We start from the raw sequence: 21,927 nt of genomic DNA on the forward strand, positions 1-21,927 counted from the left end.
ATGTATCGGAGTGTCGCGCCGCGATGGTCCGAGTGGCTGGGCATCGTGTTTCACGTGAAACGTCGCTCACTGTTGCACGGCATCATCAGTCGCAGCCGCGCTGCGGCCGAACCTCGCGACCGAAGGCCTCTTGGATCACTCGGAGGTGGTCCGGAGTTGTCCACAGAGGTGGATTTCTCCACAGAACAACGGGCCTCGCTGGTTCACAACCCCGATGGCATGGGAGGCTCTGCTCATTGCGAGCCTGAAGTCGAGGAGAGTGAATCCTTGCGGTCCGACGCCAACATCGCGGGACCGATGACCGATCCGGTCCCCGGTCCCCGTACCGAGTCGATGGGGGAGGATGTTTCACGTGAAACACCGCCCCCAATGGACGACACTCCCATCGGTCGTGCTGCCCAACTGGCTGTGGAGGCGCTAGGTCGCGCCGGTGAGGGCCTGCCACGGCCCGAGCAGACCCGAGTCATGGTGGTCGCCAACCAGAAGGGTGGGGTGGGTAAGACCACGACCACGGTCAACCTTGCCGCCTCGTTGGCCTTGCACGGTGGCAGGGTCCTGGTGATCGACCTCGACCCTCAGGGCAATGCCTCCACCGCGCTGGGTATCGACCACCACGCCGAGGTCCCGTCGATCTATGACGTGCTGATCGACAGCAGGCCGCTCTCCGAGGTCGTTCAGCCGGTTCCTGATGTCGAGGGTCTCTTCTGTGCCCCTGCCACGATCGATCTCGCCGGTGCGGAGATCGAGCTGGTATCTCTGGTCGCCCGTGAGAGCCGACTGGAGCGAGCGATCCTGGCGTACGAGCAGCCGCTGGACTACATCCTCATCGACTGCCCGCCGTCTCTCGGTCTGCTGACGGTCAACGCACTGGTCGCCGGCGCGGAAGTCCTCATCCCCATCCAGTGCGAGTACTACGCGCTGGAAGGTCTGGGACAGCTCCTGCGCAACGTCGACCTGGTACGGGGGCACCTCAACCCCGACCTTCACGTCTCGACGATTCTGCTCACCATGTACGACGGCCGGACGCGCCTCGCGTCCCAGGTCGCCGAGGAGGTGCGCAGCCACTTCGGCGAGGAGGTGCTGCGGACGAGCATTCCGCGCTCGGTCCGTATTTCGGAGGCTCCGAGCTATGGGCAGACGGTTCTGACCTACGATCCGGGTTCGAGCGGTGCTCTCTCGTATCTTGAGGCCGCGCGCGAAATCGCTCTCCGAGGAGTCGGGATGGCGTACGACGCGCAACATGCCCATGTGGGCGGACAGAACGATCAGAACATGGTGGAGGGGATCCAGTGAGTGAGCGACGACGGGGTCTGGGGCGGGGCCTTGGCGCACTGATCCCTGCGGCTCCGACAGGTGAGCGGCCGGGTGTTTCGGCGAGTGGGGCATCCCCCTCGCCGGCCGCCGGTCCCGTACTCACAGCGGAGCGCGGGGTGGCGGTGGCAAAGGTGACCACGCTGCCGTCTGTTTCACATGAAACCGAGGAGCCGTCGAACGGGGCCCTGGAGACGTTTCAGGAGCCCGTCGGCGCTCACTTCGCCGAACTTCCCCTGGACTTCATCACGCCGAACCCTCGGCAGCCGCGTGAGGTCTTCGACGAGGACGCTCTTTCCGAGCTCGTCACCTCCATCAAGGAGGTCGGGCTCCTCCAGCCCGTCGTCGTCCGCCAGGTGGGTCCGACGCGCTACGAGCTCATCATGGGTGAGCGCCGCTTCCGGGCCTGCCGCGAGGCGGGGCTCGAGGCCATTCCGGCGATCGTGCGGGCCACGGAGGACGAGAAGCTTCTCCTGGACGCGCTCCTTGAGAACCTGCACAGGGCCCAGCTGAACCCGCTGGAAGAGGCGGCGGCCTACGACCAGCTGCTCAAGGACTTCAACTGCACGCACGACCAGTTGGCGGACCGGATCGGACGGTCGCGTCCGCAGGTTTCCAACACCCTGCGCCTGCTGAAGCTCTCGCCGTCGGTTCAGCGTCGGGTGGCCGCCGGGGTTCTCTCCGCGGGGCATGCGCGGGCGCTCCTCGCCGTCGACGACTCGGAGGAGCAGGACCGCCTGGCTCACCGCATCGTCGCCGAGGGTCTCTCGGTGCGAGCCGTGGAAGAGATCGTCACCCTCATGGGGTCGCGGCCGCAGACGGCTCAGCGCTCCAAGGGGCCGCGGGCCGGCGGTCGGGTCTCTCCCGCTCTGAGTGATCTGGCGACGCGTCTCTCGGACCGCTTCGAGACGCGGGTGAAGGTCGACCTGGGTCAGAAGAAGGGCAAGATCACTGTCGAGTTCGCTTCGATGGACGACCTTGAGCGCATCCTCGGCTCTCTCGCCCCGGGTGAGGGACCGGTCCTTCAGAAGAGCCTTCTGGACGACGACTCCGACGACGCGGAAGACTGAGTCGGCGTCCTGGTGGATCGATGTCCGATCGGTCCACCAGTAGCGCGGGCCGTGTCCGGTGTGTGCCGGAACACGGCCCGCTCTTTGCTTTCTGGCGGTATCGATGGAATCGCATCGTGGATACGATGCGGTTGGGTATGGCGCATCCACCTGGCAGCACCTTCATCGGGGAGGCGGGGGCCATGCAAACCGTGAGCCGTACCGGACTGGTGACCGCAGGCCTGGGCCTCGGAGCGGTCGGCGGATTCGTCGGCAGCCTGCTCAGAGAGCGGAGCCATCTGACAGCCGCCCGCGACGCTGCGGGCGAAGGAAGTGAGGAACATCCTTCATGGGCCGTCGGTTCGTACCGCTCACGCTGGACAACCTTCCGGACCTTCCCCAGCGTTGTCGTGCGTGTGTCTTCTGGGAACTGGACCCCGTCAGCAGCGAAGCCGCGGTAAAGGCAGGCACGCCCGCGCTGGAGAAGGAAGCGTGGATCTCCTCGGTTCTGCTGGACTGGGGATCCTGCGGCCGGGTTGCCTACGTGGACGATGTGCCGGTGGGCTTCGTGCTCTACGCGCCGCCGGCCTACGTACCCCGTTCCACCGCGTTCCCCACAAGCCCTGTGGCGCCGGACGCGGTTCAGCTCATGACCTCGTTCATCATGCCGGGCTATCAAGGACAGGGCCTGGGACGGGTGATGGTCCAGACGGTGGCCAAGGATCTGCTTCGTCGGGGATTCAAGGCGATCGAGGCTTTCGGGGATGCCCGGTGGAAGGAACCCGCCTGTGTGCTCCCTGCAGACCACCTGCTCGCTGTGGGCTTCAAGACGGTACGCCCTCACCCCAGGTATCCCCGTCTGAGGCTGGAACTGCGGACGGCGCTCTCCTGGAAGGAAGACGTGGAAATGGCCCTGGACCGTCTCCTCGGAGCCGTGCAGAAGGAGCCTGCGCTCCGTCCTCTGTGACGGCCGGCTGACCGCCTGCGTGCGGTTGCGAGCGGCGTCGGTGTCCCTCAGACAAAGCGAATGGGCCAGCCCCAACGGGCTGGCCCATTCGTGTTTCACGTGAAACACACGCCGCGTGTGCGGCAGTCAACGACTACTGGGTGATGAAGTCCTCGAGGTCGCGCACGATGGCTGCCTTCGGCTTCGCACCGACGATGGTCTTGGCGACCTCGCCACCCTGATAGACGTTCAGGGTCGGGATCGACATGACGCCGTACTTGGCGGCCGTGTCCGGGTTCTCGTCGATGTTGAGCTTGACGATCTCGATCTTGTCGCCGTACTCGGCGGCGATCGCTTCCAGCGACGGGGCGATCTGACGGCAGGGGCCGCACCAGGCGGCCCAGAAGTCCACCAGGACGGGCTTGTCGCTCTTGAGGACGTCCTGCTCGAAGGAGTCGTCGGTCACGTTCTTGAGGGTGCCGGCCACGGCAGGCTCCTTAACTTGTTGGTGCGGTGGGGAGGATGGGCGGATCAGACGGTGGCGGCCGCGGCGGCGGTCTCGCTGTCCGCAAGGGCGGCGAGGTAGCGCTCGGCGTCGAGGGCGGCGGAGCAGCCGGTACCGGCTGCGGTGATCGCCTGGCGGTACGTGTGGTCGACGACGTCACCGGCGCCGAAGACACCGGTCAGGTTGGTGCGGGTCGAAGGCGCGGCGACCTTCAGGTAACCCTCGCCGTCCAGGTCGAGCTGGCCCTTGAAGAGCTCGGTGCGCGGGTCGTGACCGATCGCGATGAACAGACCGGTCACCGGGAGCTCCGAGGTCTCGCCGGTCTTGAGGTTCCGCAGCGTCAGACCTGCCAGCTTCGGGTCGCCCTTGATCTCGGCGATCTCGCTGTCCCAGATGAACTTGATCTTCGGGTCGGCGAAAGCACGTTCCTGCATTGCCTTGGAGGCGCGGAGGCTGTCCCGGCGGTGGACGATGGTCACGGACTTGGCGAAGCGCGAGAGGAAGGTGGCTTCCTCCATCGCGGTGTCGCCACCGCCGATCACGGCGATGTCGTGGTCCTTGAAGAAGAAGCCGTCACAGGTCGCGCACCAGGAGACGCCCCGCCCTGAGAGCGTGTCCTCGTTGGGCAGGCCGAGCTTGCGGTGCTGCGAGCCCGTCGTGACGATTACGGCCTTGGCGCGGTGCACCGTGCCGGCGGTGTCCGTGACGGTCTTGATCTCGCCTGTCAGGTCGACGGCGACGACATCGTCCGGGAGCAACTCGGCACCGAAGCGCTCGGCCTGGGCGCGCATGTTGTCCATGAGCTCGGGGCCCATGATGCCGTCCTGGAAGCCGGGGAAGTTCTCCACCTCGGTGGTGTTCATCAGCGCACCGCCTGCGGTGACGGCGCCTTCGAAGACCAGCGGCTTCAGCGACGCGCGCGCGGTGTAGAGCGCCGCCGTATAGCCGGCGGGCCCAGACCCGATGATGATCACGTTACGGACGTCGCTCACGACTTGATTCCTCGTCTCTGGAGACTGCTGCGTACCGGTGGGAGCATCTCTCAGTACTCTCACCCCACCCAACGGATCCTAAGGGGCTTCAATTCCCGCTGTGTCAGGGCACACGGAGACCGGGTACCGGACGGGGATGCCAAGCGGCGTCTGGGCGGGACAGCGCCGGGCTCGGAGGGGGCGGAGCGTACGGGCGGGAAGCTCGGGACGGTGTCGGCCGATGGGTCCAGCAACCTGAAGCGGACGGGTTCAGGGCCGCGCGTACGACCGCGTCAGCAGCAGCTTGCCGGGCGCCGGAGAGGCCTGCTTCTCGCAGGAGGAGTCGACGATGTAGGCCGTGACCTTCGCCTTGTCGGAGGCGTCGGAGACCACGAGGAGATAGGCGCCGGTCCCCTGGTACGAACCCTCCTTGGCGGCGAGGAGGACTCCCGGGTCCCCGGTCCCCTGCTCGACGCACTGAGGAACGGCGGGCGTGGGGGTGATCAGGGTCTTGACCCCGCCCGAATCGGTTCCGGTGTCGTGCGACTCGACACCCCAGGGCTTTGCACTGGCCGAGCTGTCACCTGACTTCTTGTTCTTCGCGAGAAGGTCCGAGACCTCGGTCTTCAGCGTCTTCTCGGAGAAGGTGTTGCGCGCCCCCGGCTCCTGCTGCGTTGCCGTCTGGGAGCTCTTGCCGGAGCTGTCGCCGCCCAATGACTGTACGAGAATCGTGCCCAGCCCCAGGGCGACGGCCGTGAAGGCGGTAGTGAGGAGGACCGTCCTGCGGCGCCCACGACGTGCTCGATGTGGACGACCGGGTCCGGTGGCCGCACGAGGACGTCCCGAAGGGCCGCCGGCAGTCGATGTTTCACGTGAAACATGAACGCGGTCGTCGTCCGCGTCAGAGTCCTCATCGGGAGCTGTGGCACTCAGCAGGGCTTCCGCAGCCAGAGCGGCATCGATACGTCCGGCCACATCGTCGGGCATGCGCGGGGGGCCAGGCAAGGTGCCGAGCAGGCCGTGGATCTCTTCCAGGGAGTCGTACACGTCGGCGCAGAGCACACACCCATCGAGGTGCCGTCGTACGTCGTCGGTACGTGATGGCGAGAGCAGGCCTTCGGTGAGGTCGGAGATCTCCGCGACGTCCGGGTGCCCCGCCTTGTCCGTCGTGGATGTCACGCTCGCCCACCTCCGCCCTTCACCGCAGCTGAATCGCTTGGCCCTGCGTCGCGGGGGCCCGGCTCGTGCGGTCCCGCTGCGGGTGGGACGGATGTCCCCTGCGTCCGGTTCCGTCCGCCGCCCGACTTCTTGGTCTCCTCGTCACCCGCGTTCTCCGTGCGGAGATGGGTGAGCAGGGGAAGCAGTCTGGCTCTGCCCCGCGCACAGCGGCTCTTCACCGTGCCGGTCGGCACATCGAGGATGCGGGCGGCCTCGGCCACGGGGTAGCCCTGCATGTCCACCAGGACGAGGGCGGCGCGTTGGTCGGCCGGGAGGGTGCCCAGCGCGCCGATGAGCTCGCGGTGGAGGTCATTGCGCTCGGCCGGAGCGGAGGCGGACTCGTGCGGTTCGAGGAGCTGTTCCAGGCGCTGGGTGTCATCGATGGGGGACGTCCTTCTGGAAGCCGCCTTACGGGCTCGGTCCAGGCAGGCGTTCACCGTGATGCGGTGCAGCCAGGTCGTGACGGCCGACTGGCCCCGGAAGGTGTGGGCGGCCCGATAGGCCGAGACGAGCGCGTCCTGGACCGCGTCAGCGGCCTCCTCGCGGTCTCCCAGCGTCCGCAGGGCCACCGCCCAGAGCCGGTCGCGATGACGCCGGACGATCTCACCGAAGGCGTCAGGATCGCCCTCGACATGGCGGGTCAGGAGGTCCTGATCGCTTGCTTCGCCGTAAGCGGCTTCATCGGCCATCGGACCCCCTCCCCTCCGTCGACGAGCGTCAGCCGGTGAACTTCACATCCGTGATGGCCTGCTTGAACCCGGCGCCGCTGTACTGGTCCGTGCCCGAGTAGGGGACGGAGGTGATCCACACCAGTACGTATCGCGTCCGCACTGCCTTGTCCGCGGAGATCTTCAGCTGCGTGCCGGAGGTCGCGGCGTCCGCGATCTCCTTCATGGAGCTGATGGGCGCCGACGACGACATTGAGTCGGCCGCGTACAGCGACACCGCCGTGCTATTGCCGCCGTAGTTCAGCCCTATGGAGGCCGCCGACAGGTTCTGCGTGGACCCGAGGTCGTAGACGATGCCCACACCCTGCTTGAACGGCGCCAGCTTGGGGCCGCCGGTGTAGGAGTACGTCCGCCAGTACGTGGTGCTGTCGCCGTCGTAGGTGAGCTTCACGTCCGACGGGTGCTGGGGCTTGCCGTCCGGGAAGTACTCCTGCGCGTTCGTGATCGTGATCGGCTTGACCGGCTTGGTTTTGTCGCCGCTCTTCTCGTTGCCGTCCGTCGTCTGGGTCTTCTTGGTGTCGTCGGACTTGCCGTGGTCCATCAGCGCGTCCGCCAACTGCCAGCTACCGAGCCCCAGTGCGGCGATGAGCAGGGCCGAGACGGCCCACTTCAGGGCGGTGCCGGTACGGCTCTGCAGCGGGGGCGGCGGAGCCGGCACGGGCTGGGTGACGCCCGGACGCGGCGACTGACGGCCGTACGTGCCCTGCTGGTACGTCGTGCGCTGGTACTCGGGCGGTGCGGTGAACGCGGGCTCCGGCGGGCGGATGCGGGGCATCTCGCTGATCGCCTTCACGAGCTCCTCCGGAGTGGTGCACGGGGACTCGTGGCGGGAGGCGGTCGCACCGTCGTTGGCGAGCGCGCGCATGGCGAGTTCCGACAGGCCCCGGTGGACACCGGCCCGCACCTGGTCGGGCGCGATGAGACCGACGCCCTTGGGCAGCCCTGACAGGCCGTAGGCATCGTTCTCGTACGGCCAGCGCTGGGTGAGGGCGGCGTACAGGAGTGCGCCGATCGCCTCCGTGTCGGAGCGCTGCGGGGTGTCCGAACTGATGCCGCGCAGCGCCGCGTTCACGGCGAGCCCGCGGATGCGCCACTGGCCGGACGACGTGCGCAGCACGGCACCCGGGGTCAGCTTCAGATGGGCGAGGCCCTCGCGGTGCGCGGCAGCCATGGCCTGGGAGACCTGACTCACCATCTGGTAGGCCTCGTGCACCTCGAGGGGACTCGAGGCGAGGAGCGCGGTGAGCTCCGTGGCGTCCGGCAGCCACTCGTGCACCACGTAGACGAGATCGTTCTCCTCGACCGCGTCCAGGACCTGGACGAACCGAGGGTCGCCCAGCAGGGCGGAGGAACGGGCCGCCGCCAGTACCGAGCGGGCCCGCGGATGATCGGCGGGCAGCAGGTGCACCCCGACGGCACGACGGAGTTTCTCGTCCATCGCGCGCCAACTGCTGAAACCGTCCAGTCGGGTGACGCACTCTTCGAGGCGGTAGCGCCTGGCGAGTTTGTGACCGCTGTGCAGTTCGGGCGGTGAGGCCTTTCCGGGACTCTCGGTCCCGCCGCTCCCCTGTGCCTCTTCGCTGTCCGTGTCCCGCTCCCGGTTGTGGGCCACCCCGTCGGACGTGGTTTGGTCCGCCTTGGCGGTCAGCGGTTCGTCACCGCTGTTGTCTGCCACGTCGACGGCAGCCGTGCTCCGTTCCGCCACCGTCGTCCCTGCCTCCCCATCCATTGCGCGCTGTCCGACGCAGAAACCAATTGTGCCCACAGTCCGGCGCTATGCACGACACACGGCGACGGACGATGGTTGTGCGCGTACCCCCGCCTCAGCGACCCAGGCGCCCGCGGACCATTCCGACCATTGAGTTGAGTTCTTCGATGCGCATCTTGCGCGCGGCGACGTAGAAGACACCGAGCAGGGCGATCGATCCGGCGACGAGCGCCGCGATCGAACCGATCGCACCGTGTCCGAGGACCCGGGTGATCGCGAAGCCTACGGCGCCGCCCACCACGGCGCCAGGGAGGGAGGCCAGGCAGAGGCGTGCGTACGTGCGCAGCACGCGCGCGCCGTCCAGGTCGCCTCCCAGCCGCCTGCGCAGTCGCTGCCAGGCCACTCCGACGCCCACGGCGTATGCCAGTCCGTACGCGCCGGCCATGCCGACGACCGCCCACTGCGCGGGCAGCACCATGTAACAGAGCGCCGACGCGGCAGCGTTGACGGCGGCCACGATGACCGTGTTGTAGAAGGGGGTGCGGGTGTCCTCGTAGGCGTAGAAACCACGCAGGACCACGTACTGCACCGAGAACGGGATCAGGCCGAGCGCGAAGGCCATGAGGACGTAGCCCTGGGACTGCGCGGCCTCGATGCCGCTGGAGCCGAAGAGCAGGGTGCACATGGGGATGCCCAGGGCGACGAACATGAAGGCGACCGGGACGATCGCCACCGCCGAGGTCCGCAGACCCTGCGAGATGTCGTCGCGGACGGCTCCCGGGTCGCCGTCGTGGGCCGCTCGCGAGATCCGCGGAAGCATGGCAGCCATGACGGAGACCGTGATGATCGCCTGCGGCATGCCCCAGATGAGCTGGGCGTTGGCGTAGGCCAGGATGCCCGCTCCGTCCTTGCCCGAGGCCTTGCCCGCCGCTGTGGCCAGCTGGGTGACGACGAGTACGCCGGCCTGGTTGGCGAGAACGAAGAGCACGGTCCACTTGGCGAGCTTGACTGCCTTGCCGAGGCCGTGGCCTCTCCAGTCGAAGCGCGGACGGAACCGGAACCCTGCCTCGCGCAGGTACGGAACCATCGCCGTGGCCTGGACGACCAGGCCGAGCAGGGTACCGATGCCCAGCAGACGGACGCCGTCCGGCGGGATGTTGGTCACCGTCATGCCGGAGTGCCGGGCGGTGCCGTAGACCCAGAGGAACATGCCGAACGTGAAGATCATGACGATGTTGTTCAGGACCGGGGTCCACATCATCGCGCCGAACTTCCCGCGGGCGTTGAGGATCTGGCCCATGACCACGTGCACGCCCATGAAGAAGATCGTGGGCAGGCAGTACCGGGCGAAGGAGACGGCCACGTTGTTGGACGCCGGGTCGCTCGCGATGGAGTCCGACATCAGCTGGATCAGCAGCGGCGCGATGAAGACCGCGGCGGTGACGATCACACCGAGGGCGACCATGACGAGGGTCAGTAGCCGGTTGGCGTACGCCTCACCGCCGTCCTCGTCCTCCTTCATGGACCGCACCAACTGGGGCACGAAGACCGAGTTGAGTCCGCCGCCGACGGTCAGGATGTAGATCATCGTCGGCAGGGTGTACGCGACGGTCCACGCGTCACCAAGCGTGGCCGCTCCCAGAGCGGCCGTGATGATCATGGTGCGTACGAAGCCGGTGAGACGGGACACCAGCGTGCCCGCCGCCATGACGGCGCTGGACTTCAGCAAGCCGGAGGCGCGACCGCCGGACTGCGCCGGAGCGGCCGCGGGCGGCTGAGCGGCGGCCGGAGCCGGTTCAGGCGCCGGTGCCGGGACCGCGGGCGAGGCATAGGCGTGACGGACGCCACCCTGCTGCTGATCGCGGAAGAGGTGGGCGAAGGCGTCGGGCTCGGGCTGCTCCTCGCCGGCCTGGGTGACCAGGTCGTCCACCCCCACGTACTGGGTGGTCCGGGCGTCGTCCCCGTACGGCAGGTGGCGCGTCGGCCCGGCCGGCTCCGGAGGGGGCGTCTGGGCCCACACCCGCGGGTCGGGCGCGTACTGCGACGCGGGGGGCTGGGCGTAGAGCGGCGGCTGGGGGGCGTACGTTCCGGGCGCCGGTGGAGGGTGCGCGGCACGGTCGTAGAGCGCCTCCGCCACCGGGTCCTGGGCCGAGAGGTCCTGCGCCCGGTAGGGATCCTGGTCGTAGGCGTCCTGGAGGTACATGTCCGCGGGAGATCCCGGCGGCATCTGACCGGCCTCCGGCGTGCCCTCGGGGTAGCCGGAGCGGCCCGCGTCCTGGTCGGGGTAGTCGTCGGGGTAGCCCGATGATCCGGCGCCCTGGCCGCGGTCACCGTCGTACGGCGCGTTCATGGTTGCCCCACCTCATCGTCCCCGGGCCCACCGGCCACGACATCGCTCAACGGTCCACTCTCTCACCCGTGCCGGACGGGTCGGCGCTTTCCGGTGCGGTGTCCGGTGTTGGGTCACTCGGGTGCTCCGGGTCGTCTGCCCCGGACTCCGAGTCAAAAGCCCGTTCGGGACCGGCCTCGGAGTCTGCGGTGGTGTCAGTGTCCACGGTGCCGTCCGTGTCCTTGCTCTCGCCCCCTGCCTCGGGACCGTTCTCGGCGTCCTCCTCGGCCTGCCGGGCGGCCGCGCGCTTACGCTGCGTGTACATCCGGAAACCGGCGAGCACGAGAAGCAGGACTCCGCCGCCGATGACGAGCATCACGGTAGAGGTGATCTCGGTGACCTTCACCTCGAAGGGAACCGGGTCGCCGTACGGCTGCCCGTCCTCCGTGTACAGCTGGGCGACGACCTGCACCGGACCGTTGGCCTTGGTGGACGTCGTGAACTTGACCGACTGACTGTGCTCGCCGGCGACCTGGATCGGCTGCTCGTCGTACGGGCCGTTGCCGATCTTGAGACGGGTGGGCTGCTGCGACGTGAGGCGCAGCACCAGATGGCCGACGCCCTGCACGAGATTGTTCTGGACGGTCACGGGGATCGTGGCGCTGCGGCCGGAGAGCTTCGCGTCCGACTTCTTGATGAGATGCACCAGGCCCATGAGCCCGTCGAGGTACGTCTCCACCCCCTGCCGGAAGTCCGCCGCCTCAGTGGTCCGACCGCGCCAGGAAGCCGACATCCCCCGGTCTATGGCCCGTCCGAACGGGGTGACCACACGGGACTCGTCGGTCAGGATCATCCGGAACTTGTCGAGCTTGGCCTGCGTCTCCTGGATCCGCTCGAAGGCAGCGCGCGGCAGCTCCCGCTTGCGCAGGGCCGAGGGGTACGAGGAGGCGGGCGGCACCTTCGTGGTGGCGCCGGGGTCCGGCTTGGCCTTGGCGGCCTCGGTCAGCCCCTGGGACTCCGACCAGTTCCCCTGCTGAAGCGTCCGCAGCGCCTCGGCCATCGACTGCGCCTGGCTCGCGGTGGGCATGCGCTGCGGGGCGACGACGATACTGCGCGCGTCCTTCGGCTCCTGCAGGTTGATCATCAGGCTCTGCGCGAGGAACTTCTGGACGGCGAGAGTCGAGTCGTCCGCCTTCATCATGTCGCCCTCGAACGCGGTCGACAGCCGCTCGTCCGCGACCACCGCCGTGGTTCCGCCGCCGATGGGACGGGCGGCGCTGGGCGTGTACGGCAGATTGCCCGTCTCGCGCAGGCTGTCGCTACGGGCGATCACCTTGTCCGCGCCGGCCGACGTGGCCACCTTGACGATCGACGGGTCCACCGCGCCGTCCGCGGGCCAGGCGAACTCCGTGTTCGGCTTCACGTGGACGATCGTCTCCACTGTGCCGGCCGCCACATCGGTGGCGTCCTTGAGGTGGCTCAGGGAACCGGTGACGTCCTTGCCGTGGTGGGCCAGCGACGCGAGATCGGGGTCGGCGAAGGGGAGCGCGACGACACTCTGGTCCTTGACCGTCTTCTCCAGCTTGTCGAGCCAGGCGCTGGCCACCGCCTGGTTCGACCCGGCGATGGTCGTGCCGTTCTCCTGCTGGATCCGGTAGCCGCCCCTCATCGCGTCGACGGAGGCCAGCAGGTCCGGGTCGAGCACCCAGGTGACGTCGAGCTGGCTGCCGAGTGACAGGAGCTGGTCCAGGCGTCCGCCGGGGGCGATCTCCCTGGCCAGGTCGTCGTTCTTGAAGACGGGCGTCTGCTGCGCGTCCGAGCCGGTCTCCGCCGTGAGGTGGACGGTGGAGATGAGCGGCCAGAGGTACGTCGTCTTCGTCTTCGTGTCCGCGGCGGAGGGCTGCCAGGGCAGGAACGTCCGCTCGATGCCGAGAACCTGGTCCCACGGCTGTGCGGTGGTCCGGCCCGTGAGCGATACGCCGAGCTGGTAGACCCCGTCGGATCCGAGATCGAGGTCCTTGACGGGCACCGAGATGCTGAAGTGCTGCGAGCTGCCCGCGGCGAGCTTGGTGACCTTCGCGACGTACTTGCCCCCGACCTCCAGCGCGTCGAGGCCCGGCTGGAAGCTGGTGCGCTTCGCGGCGGTGTCGATGGCGGAGCGGGTGTTCAGGGACGGCCCCACACGGATACCCACATGGCCGTCCGTGACCGTCTGCTTGCTCGTGTTGGTGACCGAGCCCGAGACCGTGATCGTGTCGCCGTCGGTGGGGGTGCTGGGGCTCAGCGAGTCGAGGCTGACGTCCACAGGACCGGACGACCCCGTGGCAGCGGCCACAGAGGCCTTCTCGGCGGCCTGGGAGGGCGTGCTGAAGGGCAGCTGGAGCAGCCCGGCCAGCAGCGGCGCCCCGGCCAGCAGTGCACCGCCGCGCCGGAGCCACCGGCGGGCAGGTGAGGGACTCGTCCCTTGGAAGTCTGCCGCCTCGGCCACGCGCTCGCCCGTCCCTCGTCGTCGTCAGTGGTCGTCGGAATGTGCGTCCACGCATGGTAACGAGGTGCGCTGAGAGTAAGTGCCGCGGAGTGGTCCGCAAGATCGGGAAAGGATGCCGACTGTCCTGTATGTGCGCCTATTCTGCCCGCGAAAAGATGTGGGCACGGGTGTGGGATTTATCCAGGCGCTCCCGGGGGCCTCGGCCACGTACCCTTTTCTGTTGTGCCGAACGCCAACGAAGACAATTCCAGTGCCCTGAGCCAGGTGCAGCGCCGCGCGGTGAGTGAACTGCTGCGGGTGTCTCCTGTCGCCGACGAGCTCGCCCGCCGTTTCCAGGAGGCAGGGTTCTCGCTCGCCCTGGTCGGCGGCTCGGTCCGGGACGCGCTCCTCGGTCGGCTCGGCAACGACCTGGACTTCACGACGGACGCCCGTCCCGAGGACGTGCTGAAGATCGTCCGACCCTGGGCGGACGCGGTGTGGGAGGTCGGGATCGCCTTCGGCACGGTCGGGGCCCAGAAGGACGCCCGCGTGGGCGAGGCGGATCAGTCGTTCCAGATCGAGATCACGACCTACCGCTCCGAGGCGTACGACCGGACCTCGCGCAAGCCCGAGGTCTCCTACGGCGACTCCATCGAGGAAGACCTCGTGCGTCGCGACTTCACGGTGAACGCGATGGCCGTCGCGCTGCCGGAGAAGGAATTCATCGACCCGTACGGCGGTCTGGACGACCTGTCCACTCGCGTTCTGCGCACTCCGGGCACCCCGGAGGCGTCCTTCTCCGACGATCCGCTGCGGATGATGCGTGCCGCGCGGTTCGCCGCGCAGCTCGACTTCGAGGTGGCACCCGAGGTCGTCGCCGCCATGACGGACATGGCCGGACGTATCGAGATCGTCTCGGCGGAGCGGGTACGAGACGAACTGAACAAGCTGATCCGGTCCGCCCACCCGCGCAAGGGCCTGTCGCTGCTCGTGGACACGGGCCTCGCCGACCACGTGCTCCCCGAGCTTCCCGCGTTGCGGCTGGAGAGCGACGAGCACCACCGGCACAAGGACGTCTACGAACACACGCTGATCGTTCTGGAACAGGCGATGGCGTTGGAGCAGGACGGGCCCGATCTGGTTCTCAGGCTCGCAGCCCTGCTCCACGACATCGGCAAGCCGCGAACGCGCCGCTTCGAGCAGGACGGGCGGGTCTCGTTCCACCACCACGAGATGGTGGGCGCCAAGATGACCAAGAAGCGGATGACGGCGCTCAAATACTCGAACGACCTCGTGAAAGATGTCTCACGTCTGGTCGAACTGCATCTGCGCTTCCATGGCTACGGCACCGGAGAGTGGACGGACTCCGCGGTCCGCCGTTACGTCCGTGACGCGGGCCCGCTCCTCGACCGGCTCCACAAGCTGACCCGCTCCGACTGCACCACACGTAACAAGCGCAGGGCGGCCGCGCTCTCCCGGGCCTACGACGGGCTGGAGGACCGCATCGCCCAGCTCAAGGACCAGGAAGAGCTCGACGCGATCCGTCCCGACCTCGACGGCAACGAGATCATGGAGATCCTGGGCATTGACCCTGGCCCCGCGATCGGTCAGGCGTACAAGTTCCTGCTGGAGCTCCGACTGGAGAACGGCCCGATGGAACGTGACGCCGCGGTGACGGCGCTCAAGGAGTGGTGGGCCGAGCAGAGTTGAGGGGTGGCCGACGGGTCATGTTTCACGTGAAACATGACCCGGGTGCGGGAGGGCGGTGTTTCACGTGAAACACCTCCCCTTCCCGCTGAGGTCAGGCCCTACTTGGCGGCGATCTCCGACAGGCAGAGGGTGAAGTCGCTGCTGCCGCCCGTCTCGGTGTACTCGGCGTACTTGGTGCGGTCGCAGCCGGAGTTGTCGCTCTTCTTCTGCGCAACCTTGAACTTCGCCTTGGAGTTGCCGCAGTCCACGACCTTCAGACCCGGGTCTGTGGAGTTGTCCGGATTACTGATGCTCATGCAGTCGCCGACCTTGGCGGTGTCCGGGTCGTGCCGGCTCGCCAGGTAGCCCACGCCGGCGGCTATGACGGCACAGACCACGATGCCGATACGCAGGTACTGCTTGAACCCGCGCTTCGGGCGCTGCGGCGGGACCGGGGCGTACCCGGCGGTCGGCTGCTGCGGGAACCCGGGCTGGTTCGGCTGCTGCGGATATGCCTGCGGGGGCTGCTGGCCGTACGGAGCCTGCCCCTGGGGCGGCGGGCCGTAGGACGGCTGGCCCTGAGCGAACGGGTTCTGGCCCTGGGGCGGCGGAGTTGTCACTGGGGGTCCCCCTGGAACGTAGACGCGTGACGTGAAGTAAGACGCACGTAAGTTATCCGGGGCCTGTGACAACGCAGTAGCCAGAAGTGGCTCTGTGGCACTGATGTGACACTTACTGAAGCTCAAAGCGGCCCATAGCGACCGCAATTGATGCATAGACCACCGCCACGGTGACGACGAGGGAAACCGACCGTCCGTCAGAAGGCAGCATCAGAGCGGCTACTGCGGCGGCTCCGACGAAAGAGACGTTGAACAGGACGTCGTAGACGGAGAAGATCCGGCCTCGGAAGCCGTCATCGACGGAGGACTGCACGATCGTGTCCGTGGCGATCTTCGCGCCCTGCGTGGTCACGCCCAGAATGAATGCGGCGACCAGTGTGGGTGTGGGGGCGAACGAGAGGCAGAGCGCGGGTACCAGGACCGCGGCGGCGCCGGCACAGACGGCGATCCAGCGGACCGGGCCCAGCTGTCCGGCCGCCCAGGGCGTCACCACGGCCGCGACGAAGAAGCCGGCCCCGGAAACGCCTACAGCCAGTCCCAGGAGCGCCAGCCCGTCGTCCGAGCCGGATGCCCACGCGTAGCGGCAGAGCATCAGCACCATGACCGTCAGGGCGCCGTAGCAGAAGCGCATCAGCGTCATCGCCATGAGAGCCCAGGCCGCCTCGCGGCGTGGGCGTTCCGCGAGATGACGTACGCCCGCGGCAAGACCTCGCGCGGTGCCGGCGAGGGCTGTGGCCAGGTGGGGGTGGGCCATGGCCTGGTCGGGCCCGAGGAGTTCCGGGGCGATGCGCAGCGAGGCGAGGGCCGCGCACAGATACAGCGCCGCTCCTACGAGGACCACCGCCGCGTCGGAGTCCGCGACGCCCAGCCGTACGGCGAACGCGAGAGCTCCGCCCATGGTCGCCGCGAGCGTTCCGGCGGTCGGTGAGAGCGAGTTGGCCAGCACCAGACGGTCCGTGTCGACTACCCGCGGCAGCGCGGCCGACAACCCGGCCAGGACGAAGCGGTTGACCCCGGTGACACAGAGCGCGGAGGCGTAGAAGAGCCAGTCGGGTACCTGGCTCAGCATCAGAACGGCCGTCACACACGCCAACGCCGTGCGCAGCAGATTGCCGTACAGAAAAACCTGCCGCCGCCGCCAGCGGTCCAGCAGGACCCCCGCGAAGGGGCCGATGAGGGAGTACGGGAGGAGCAGCACCGCCATCGCGGAGGCGATCGAGGCCGCCGAGGCCTGCTTCTCCGGCGAGAAGACCACATAGGTGGCCAGCGCGACCTGATAGACGCCGTCGGCGCCCTGGGACAGCAGTCGTACACCGAGCAGGCGTCTGAATCCCTGGAAGCGCAGGAGAACGCGCAGGTCACGCACGACGGCCATGGGGCACAGCCTCACATACGAGGAGGGTCCCCGGGCGATAAGCCCGGGGACCCTCAACAGCGAGCACGAAACCGTGCTTTAGCGCTCGACCTCGCCCTTGATGAACTTCTCGACGTTGGCGAAGGCCTCGTCGTCGAAGTACTGGACCGGCGGGGACTTCATGAAGTAGCTCGACGCGGAGAGGATCGGGCCGCCGATACCGCGGTCCTTGGCGATCTTCGCGGCGCGCAGGGCGTCGATGATGACGCCGGCCGAGTTCGGGGAGTCCCAGACCTCGAGCTTGTACTCCAGGTTCAGCGGGACGTCGCCGAAGGCACGGCCCTCGAGGCGGACGTACGCCCACTTGCGGTCGTCGAGCCAGGCCACGTAGTCCGAGGGACCGATGTGGACGTTCTTCTCGCCCATGTCGCGGTCGGGGATCTGCGAGGTGACGGCCTGCGTCTTCGAGATCTTCTTGGACTCGAGGCGGTCGCGCTCCAGCATGTTCTTGAAGTCCATGTTGCCGCCGACGTTGAGCTGCATGGTGCGCTCAAGACGGACACCGCGGTCCTCGAACAGCTTCGCCATCACACGGTGCGTGATGGTCGCGCCGACCTGCGACTTGATGTCGTCGCCGACGATCGGGACGCCGGCCTCGGTGAACTTGTCCGCCCACTCCTTGGTGCCGGCGATGAAGACCGGGAGGGCGTTGACGAAGGCGACCTTGGCGTCGATGGCGCACTGGGCGTAGAACTTCGCCGCGGCCTCGGAACCGACGGGCAGGTAGCAGATGAGGACGTCGACCTGCTTGTCCTTCAGGACCTGGACCACGTCGACCGGGGCCTCGGCGGACTCCTCGATGGTCATGCGGTAGTACTTACCGAGACCGTCCAGGGTGTGACCGCGCTGGACCGTGACGCCCTTGTTCGGGACGTCGCAGATCTTGATGGTGTTGTTCTCGCTGGCACCGATGGCGTCGGAGAGGTCGAGGCCGACCTTCTTCGCGTCGACGTCGAACGCGGCGACGAACTCGATGTCACGGACGTGGTAGTCGCCGAACTGGACGTGCATCAGGCCGGGTACCTTGGCCGCCGGATCGGCGTCCTTGTAGTACTCGACGCCCTGAACCAGCGAGGCGGCGCAGTTGCCCACGCCGACGATGGCTACGCGAACCGAACCCATTCCGGTTGCTCCCTGTGTATATCGGTGAAACCCCGAATGGGCTTCACGTGGCGGTGTCGTCGGACGGATCCGGCCGGGTGCTGTCCCGGTTCCGGGGCAGGCCGCCCGTCTCTCCAGATGTGTTGTCCTGTTGAGCGGAGCCTTCGGTGGCGAGACGTTTGACGTCCCGTCCGGCCCGCTCGCTCTCGATGAGCTCGTTCAGCCAGCGCACTTCGCGCTCCACGGACTCCATTCCGTGGCGCTGGAGCTCAAGCGTGTAGTCGTCGAGGCGCTCCCGGGTGCGCGCCAGCGAGGCGCGCATCTTCTCGAGACGCTCCTCCAGACGGCTGCGGCGGCCCTCCAGTACGCGCATGCGTACGTCGCGTGACGTCTGTCCGAAGAACGCGAAGCGAGCGGCGAAGTGCTCGTCCTCGTACGCGTCGGGACCCGTCTGCGCGAGAAGTTCCTCGAAGTGATCCTTACCTTCCGCCGTCAATCGGTAGACGATCTTGGCGCGACGTCCCGCGAGTGTTGCCGTCAGGGCGTCTTCGGGTGTGGATCCTGATTCCTCGATCAACCAGCCGTTGGCGACCAGCGTCTTGAGGCATGGGTAGAGCGTTCCGTAGCTGAAGGCACGGAACACACCCAATGACGTATTGAGTCGTTTGCGCAGCTCATAGCCGTGCATCGGGGACTCGCGGAGCAGGCCGAGTACGGCGAACTCGAGGATCCCGGAACGCCGGCTCATCGTCGCCTCCTCCCTGTCGCTGCCTCGTCGGCACGGTCTTTATGCCGTGCTGATGTATCGACTCGATACATCAGCACGATAGAACGGCGATGAGGATGCGACAAGCGGGAACGGAGTGAACGGCGTCACATCACCGATTCATACGAAGCAAGTTGCCTGATTTGGGGTGAACTTCGGCGCTAGGTGGGTTTTGACGGTGCGTAGTCTGTGCGGCATGGACACCACCGGGAACCGAGTGACGTCTGAGAACGTCAACGTCTTTGGTGCAGTACGGGTGAATGCACGATCGACCGCATCCGTACTTCGGGGGGACCGGAAACCAGCCGCCGTTTCCAGGCGCGCAAAGGTGCGCCTGCCCGAGGAGTAGTCGTTCGATGAGCGAGCACCGTCGCAAACCGCCGCAGCCGCAGGGCGGCGGACGTGCCGCGGCCCGGCGCGGCCAGCCACAGCCCGGCCCGTCCGCAGGCCGCCGCGAGGCACCGCGAGACGCCACCGGGTCTCCTTCCGATTCTTATGGCTCGGGAGGTGAAGAGAGCCCGTTCGGCAGCCGTGCCGAGGCACGGCGGGCCACCCAGCGAGGAAGCAGCGGAGGCCGGCGCAGAGCCGCCGACGGCGCGGAGTCCGGTGGTCCCGGAGGAGGGGGCGGCCGACGCGGTGGTCCCCCGGGCCCGGGCGGGCCAGGACGCGGCCGAGGCCGCGCTCCCGAGCCTGCCAGAAAGCGCATCATTGACTACCCGCGCGCCGGTAAGTACGGCGCCGCGCGCTGGGTGCCGTCCTGGAAGCTCGTGACGGGCCTGTTCATCGGCTTCTGCGGCAGCATGGTCGCGGCCGCGGGCGTCGGATACGCCCTGGTGGGCATCCCGGACATCGGCAAGACCGCCAAGGCGCAGAACAACGTCTACTTCTACGCCGACGGCAGCGAGATGGTCGCCACAGGTGGTGAGGCCAACCGCCAGATCATCGGCTACGCGCAGATCCCCAAGGAGATGCGCTGGGCGGTCATGTCGGCCGAGAACAAGACGTTCGAGACGGACAGCGGCGTCGACCCGATGGGTATCGCCCGCGCCTTCGTGAACATGGCCAAGGGCGGCCAGACGCAGGGTGGCTCGACCATCACCCAGCAGTACGTGAAGAACGCGATGCTTCAGGACCAGTCGCAGACGATCTCCCGCAAGCTCAGGGAACTGTTCGTCTCCATCAAGGTCGGGGCCAAGGTGCCCAAAGAAGACATCATGGCCGGCTATCTGAACTCCGCGTACTACGGGCGCAACGCCTACGGCATCCAGGCCGCGGCGCATGCCTATTTCAACAAGGACGCCACGGAGCTGAACCCGAGCCAGTGTGCCTTCCTGGCGGCGGTGCTCAAGGGCGCCACGTACTACGACCCCGCGGGCGCCCCGGGCATCGACCCGGCCGCCACGCCTGAGGCCAACCGCAAGCGTGCCGAGGCGCGCTGGGGATGGATTCTTGACCAAGAGGTCAAGGACGGTCGTCTGAGCGCGGCGCGGCGGAACGAGTTCAAGACGTTCCCTCAGATCCAGTCTCCGCGGTCCAACGCCGCGCTGAGCGGGCAGGTCGGTTACCTGGTCGACCTGGCCAACACGTACCTGATCTCGAACAGTGACAAGACGGGGATCACCGAGACCAAGCTCCGGCAGGGCGGGTATCAGATCCACACGACCTTCGACAAGGCCAAGGTCGCCGCTCTCGAGGCCGCGGTGAAGAAGGTGCAGAAGGCCAATATCAAGCCCAAGCTGCGCCCGAACAATGACAAGTACGTCCAGTTCGGCGGGGCGTCCGTCAACCCGGACAGCGGCGCGATCGAGGCCATCTACGGCGGTGTGGACGCGACCAAGCACTTCACCGACAACGCCGACCAGACCGGTGCTCAGGTGGGTTCGACCTTCAAGCCCTTCGTGCTGGCGGCCGCCATGTCCTGGGGTGTCAAGAATCCGGACGGTCCCCCGGACCAGCCGCAGGACGCGCGCACGAAGGTCTCCCCGAAGAGTTTCTACAGCGGCAAGAACAAGCTCAAGATCAAGGACTACAACGGAAACGACTGGACGGACGACAAGGGCAGGGAATGGCTGCAGCAGAACGACGGCCAGCAGTCGTACAACGCACCCTCGTACAAGATCGACCTGCGTGAGGCCATGCGTGAGTCCGTCAACTCCGCCTATGTCCAGCTGGGCATGGACGTGGGCCTGGACAAGGTGAAGGAAGCCGTCCGGAGCGCGGGCATCAAGGAGTCGAGCCTCGCCAGTTCCAGGTTCCCGTCGTTCTCCCTGGGCACCTCCTCCCCGAGCGCGATCCGTATGGCCGGGGCGTACGCCACCTTCGCGGCCAGCGGCAAGCAGCGGGATCCGTACTCGGTCGACAAGGTGACCAACAGGGACGGCACCGTCTTCCAGCACGACCGTGTCGCGAAGACCGTCGAGGCGTTCACCCCGGCGGTCGCCGACAACGTCACCGACGTCCTGAAGACCGTGGTCGAGAAGGGCACCGGTACCAACGCTCAGCTGAAGGGCCGCGAGGTGGCCGGCAAGACCGGTACCACCGACGGCAACAAGTCCGCCTGGTTCGTCGGGTACACCCCGCAGTTGTCCACGGCGATCGGCATGTACCGCCTGGACGATGACGAGACCAACAAGAATCGCGAGTTCCTGCCGATGTACGGCACGGGTGGCGAGAAGACCATCCACGGTGCGTCGTTCCCGTCCCAGATCTTCCGGGACTACATGGAGGTCGCGCTCAAGGGGCAGAAGGTGGAGACCTTCCCGGTGCCCGAGGATATCGGTGTGGTCCTCAACGACACCCCGAGCCCGTCGCCGACCCCCTCCGCCACGGTGAGCGAGTCGCCGAGCCCGTCGCCGACTCCGACCCCCAGCGAGACCCTGACGTCTCCCTCGCCCTCGCCGACCGAGACCTGCAGGAAGTTCGACTTCACCTGCAACAACACTGGTGGCACCGACGCGGGTGGTACCGATGCGGGTGGCACCGACGGTGGGGTGAGTACCTCACCATCGGAATCCACCAGTAGCTCGACCAGTAGAGGCAACGGCAATGGCAACGGAGGCATCCTCGGAGGGGCGAACGGATAGCCGCCTCCGTGTGTGTTTCACG

At 67.5% G+C, this 21,927-nt stretch carries 17 protein-coding genes; 6 read left to right on the forward strand and 11 right to left on the reverse strand.

The window, feature by feature from the left end; genetic code table 11:
• The first annotated feature begins 219 nt into the window (after positions 1–219).
• From ACZ6KY_RS13330 to ACZ6KY_RS13340, 3 genes are all read left to right on the forward strand, one after another.
• Entirely contained in the window at positions 220–1,293 is a 1,074-nt protein-coding gene (locus ACZ6KY_RS13330; RefSeq protein WP_469310629.1) for a ParA family protein, read from the forward strand.
• On the forward strand, positions 1,290–2,381 hold the full coding sequence (locus ACZ6KY_RS13335; RefSeq protein ID WP_469310423.1) for a ParB/RepB/Spo0J family partition protein: 1,092 nt from the start codon (positions 1,290–1,292) through the stop codon (positions 2,379–2,381). Before ACZ6KY_RS13330 ends, ACZ6KY_RS13335 begins: the two co-directional genes overlap by 4 nt.
• Positions 2,382–2,709: 328 nt before the next feature.
• Positions 2,710–3,327 (forward strand): GNAT family N-acetyltransferase, encoded by a 618-nt coding sequence (locus ACZ6KY_RS13340; RefSeq protein WP_469310424.1) that lies wholly within the window; start codon positions 2,710–2,712, stop codon positions 3,325–3,327.
• Positions 3,328–3,460: 133 nt separating this feature from the next.
• On the opposite strand, the gene trxA is transcribed toward ACZ6KY_RS13340, so the two are convergent.
• The 3 genes from trxA to ACZ6KY_RS13355 form a co-directional block, all read right to left on the reverse strand.
• A complete protein-coding gene (trxA, locus tag ACZ6KY_RS13345; protein ID WP_469310425.1) occupies positions 3,461–3,793 on the reverse strand; it encodes a thioredoxin in 333 nt (110 codons plus the stop codon).
• A 44-nt stretch (positions 3,794–3,837) separates the two neighbouring features.
• Positions 3,838–4,803: a thioredoxin-disulfide reductase gene (gene trxB / locus ACZ6KY_RS13350; protein ID WP_469310426.1), complete on the reverse strand. Its 966-nt coding sequence runs from the start codon at positions 4,801–4,803 to the stop codon at positions 3,838–3,840.
• Between the two features lie 249 nt (positions 4,804–5,052).
• Positions 5,053–5,496: a hypothetical protein gene (locus ACZ6KY_RS13355; protein WP_469310427.1), complete on the reverse strand. Its 444-nt coding sequence runs from the start codon at positions 5,494–5,496 to the stop codon at positions 5,053–5,055.
• Positions 5,497–5,661: 165 nt separating this feature from the next.
• Here ACZ6KY_RS13355 and ACZ6KY_RS13360 point away from each other — a divergent pair, with 165 nt between their 5' ends.
• Positions 5,662–5,883, forward strand: a complete 222-nt coding sequence (locus ACZ6KY_RS13360; protein WP_469310428.1) for a hypothetical protein — start codon at positions 5,662–5,664, stop codon at positions 5,881–5,883.
• Positions 5,884–5,957: 74 nt separating this feature from the next.
• Here ACZ6KY_RS13360 and sigM read toward each other — a convergent pair whose 3' ends face one another.
• The 4 genes from sigM to ACZ6KY_RS13380 all read right to left on the reverse strand — a co-directional run bounded on the left by sigM (position 5,958) and on the right by ACZ6KY_RS13380 (position 13,253).
• The gene (gene sigM, locus ACZ6KY_RS13365) at positions 5,958–6,689 is read right to left on the reverse strand and encodes an RNA polymerase sigma factor SigM (RefSeq protein ID WP_469310429.1); all 732 of its coding nucleotides are present in this window, start codon (positions 6,687–6,689) and stop codon (positions 5,958–5,960) included.
• Between the two features lie 28 nt (positions 6,690–6,717).
• Positions 6,718–8,433, reverse strand: coding sequence for a protein kinase family protein (locus ACZ6KY_RS13370; RefSeq protein WP_469310430.1), 1,716 nt, complete (start codon positions 8,431–8,433; stop codon positions 6,718–6,720).
• Between the two features lie 118 nt (positions 8,434–8,551).
• Complete coding sequence (murJ, locus tag ACZ6KY_RS13375) at positions 8,552–10,786, reverse strand: murein biosynthesis integral membrane protein MurJ (RefSeq protein ID WP_469310431.1); 2,235 nt, start codon at positions 10,784–10,786, stop codon at positions 8,552–8,554.
• 46 nt (positions 10,787–10,832) lie between these two features.
• Positions 10,833–13,253: a DUF6049 family protein gene (locus tag ACZ6KY_RS13380; protein WP_469310432.1), complete on the reverse strand. Its 2,421-nt coding sequence runs from the start codon at positions 13,251–13,253 to the stop codon at positions 10,833–10,835.
• Positions 13,254–13,475: 222 nt separating this feature from the next.
• Between ACZ6KY_RS13380 and ACZ6KY_RS13385 the strand changes: the two genes are divergently transcribed.
• Complete coding sequence (locus ACZ6KY_RS13385) at positions 13,476–14,942, forward strand: CCA tRNA nucleotidyltransferase (RefSeq protein WP_469310433.1); 1,467 nt, start codon at positions 13,476–13,478, stop codon at positions 14,940–14,942.
• A gap of 98 nt (positions 14,943–15,040) precedes the next feature.
• Here the strand turns inward: ACZ6KY_RS13385 and ACZ6KY_RS13390 are convergent, their stop codons facing one another.
• The 4 genes from ACZ6KY_RS13390 to ACZ6KY_RS13405 form a co-directional block, all read right to left on the reverse strand.
• Entirely contained in the window at positions 15,041–15,541 is a 501-nt protein-coding gene (locus ACZ6KY_RS13390; protein ID WP_469310434.1) for an LppU/SCO3897 family protein, read from the reverse strand.
• Positions 15,542–15,653: 112 nt separating this feature from the next.
• Positions 15,654–16,916 carry an MFS transporter gene (locus ACZ6KY_RS13395; protein WP_469310435.1) on the reverse strand — a complete coding sequence of 421 codons (1,263 nt, stop codon included), beginning with the start codon at positions 16,914–16,916 and terminating at the stop codon, positions 15,654–15,656.
• A gap of 78 nt (positions 16,917–16,994) precedes the next feature.
• On the reverse strand, positions 16,995–18,077 hold the full coding sequence (locus tag ACZ6KY_RS13400; protein ID WP_469310436.1) for an inositol-3-phosphate synthase: 1,083 nt from the start codon (positions 18,075–18,077) through the stop codon (positions 16,995–16,997).
• A gap of 43 nt (positions 18,078–18,120) precedes the next feature.
• On the reverse strand, positions 18,121–18,804 hold the full coding sequence (locus ACZ6KY_RS13405) for a PadR family transcriptional regulator (RefSeq protein WP_401329113.1): 684 nt from the start codon (positions 18,802–18,804) through the stop codon (positions 18,121–18,123).
• Between the two features lie 374 nt (positions 18,805–19,178).
• Here ACZ6KY_RS13405 and ACZ6KY_RS13410 point away from each other — a divergent pair, with 374 nt between their 5' ends.
• Positions 19,179–21,905, forward strand: coding sequence for a transglycosylase domain-containing protein (locus tag ACZ6KY_RS13410; protein ID WP_469310437.1), 2,727 nt, complete (start codon positions 19,179–19,181; stop codon positions 21,903–21,905).
• Positions 21,906–21,927 lie beyond the last annotated feature (22 nt).

This window comes from Streptomyces sp. NPDC042002 (genome assembly GCF_055588305.1).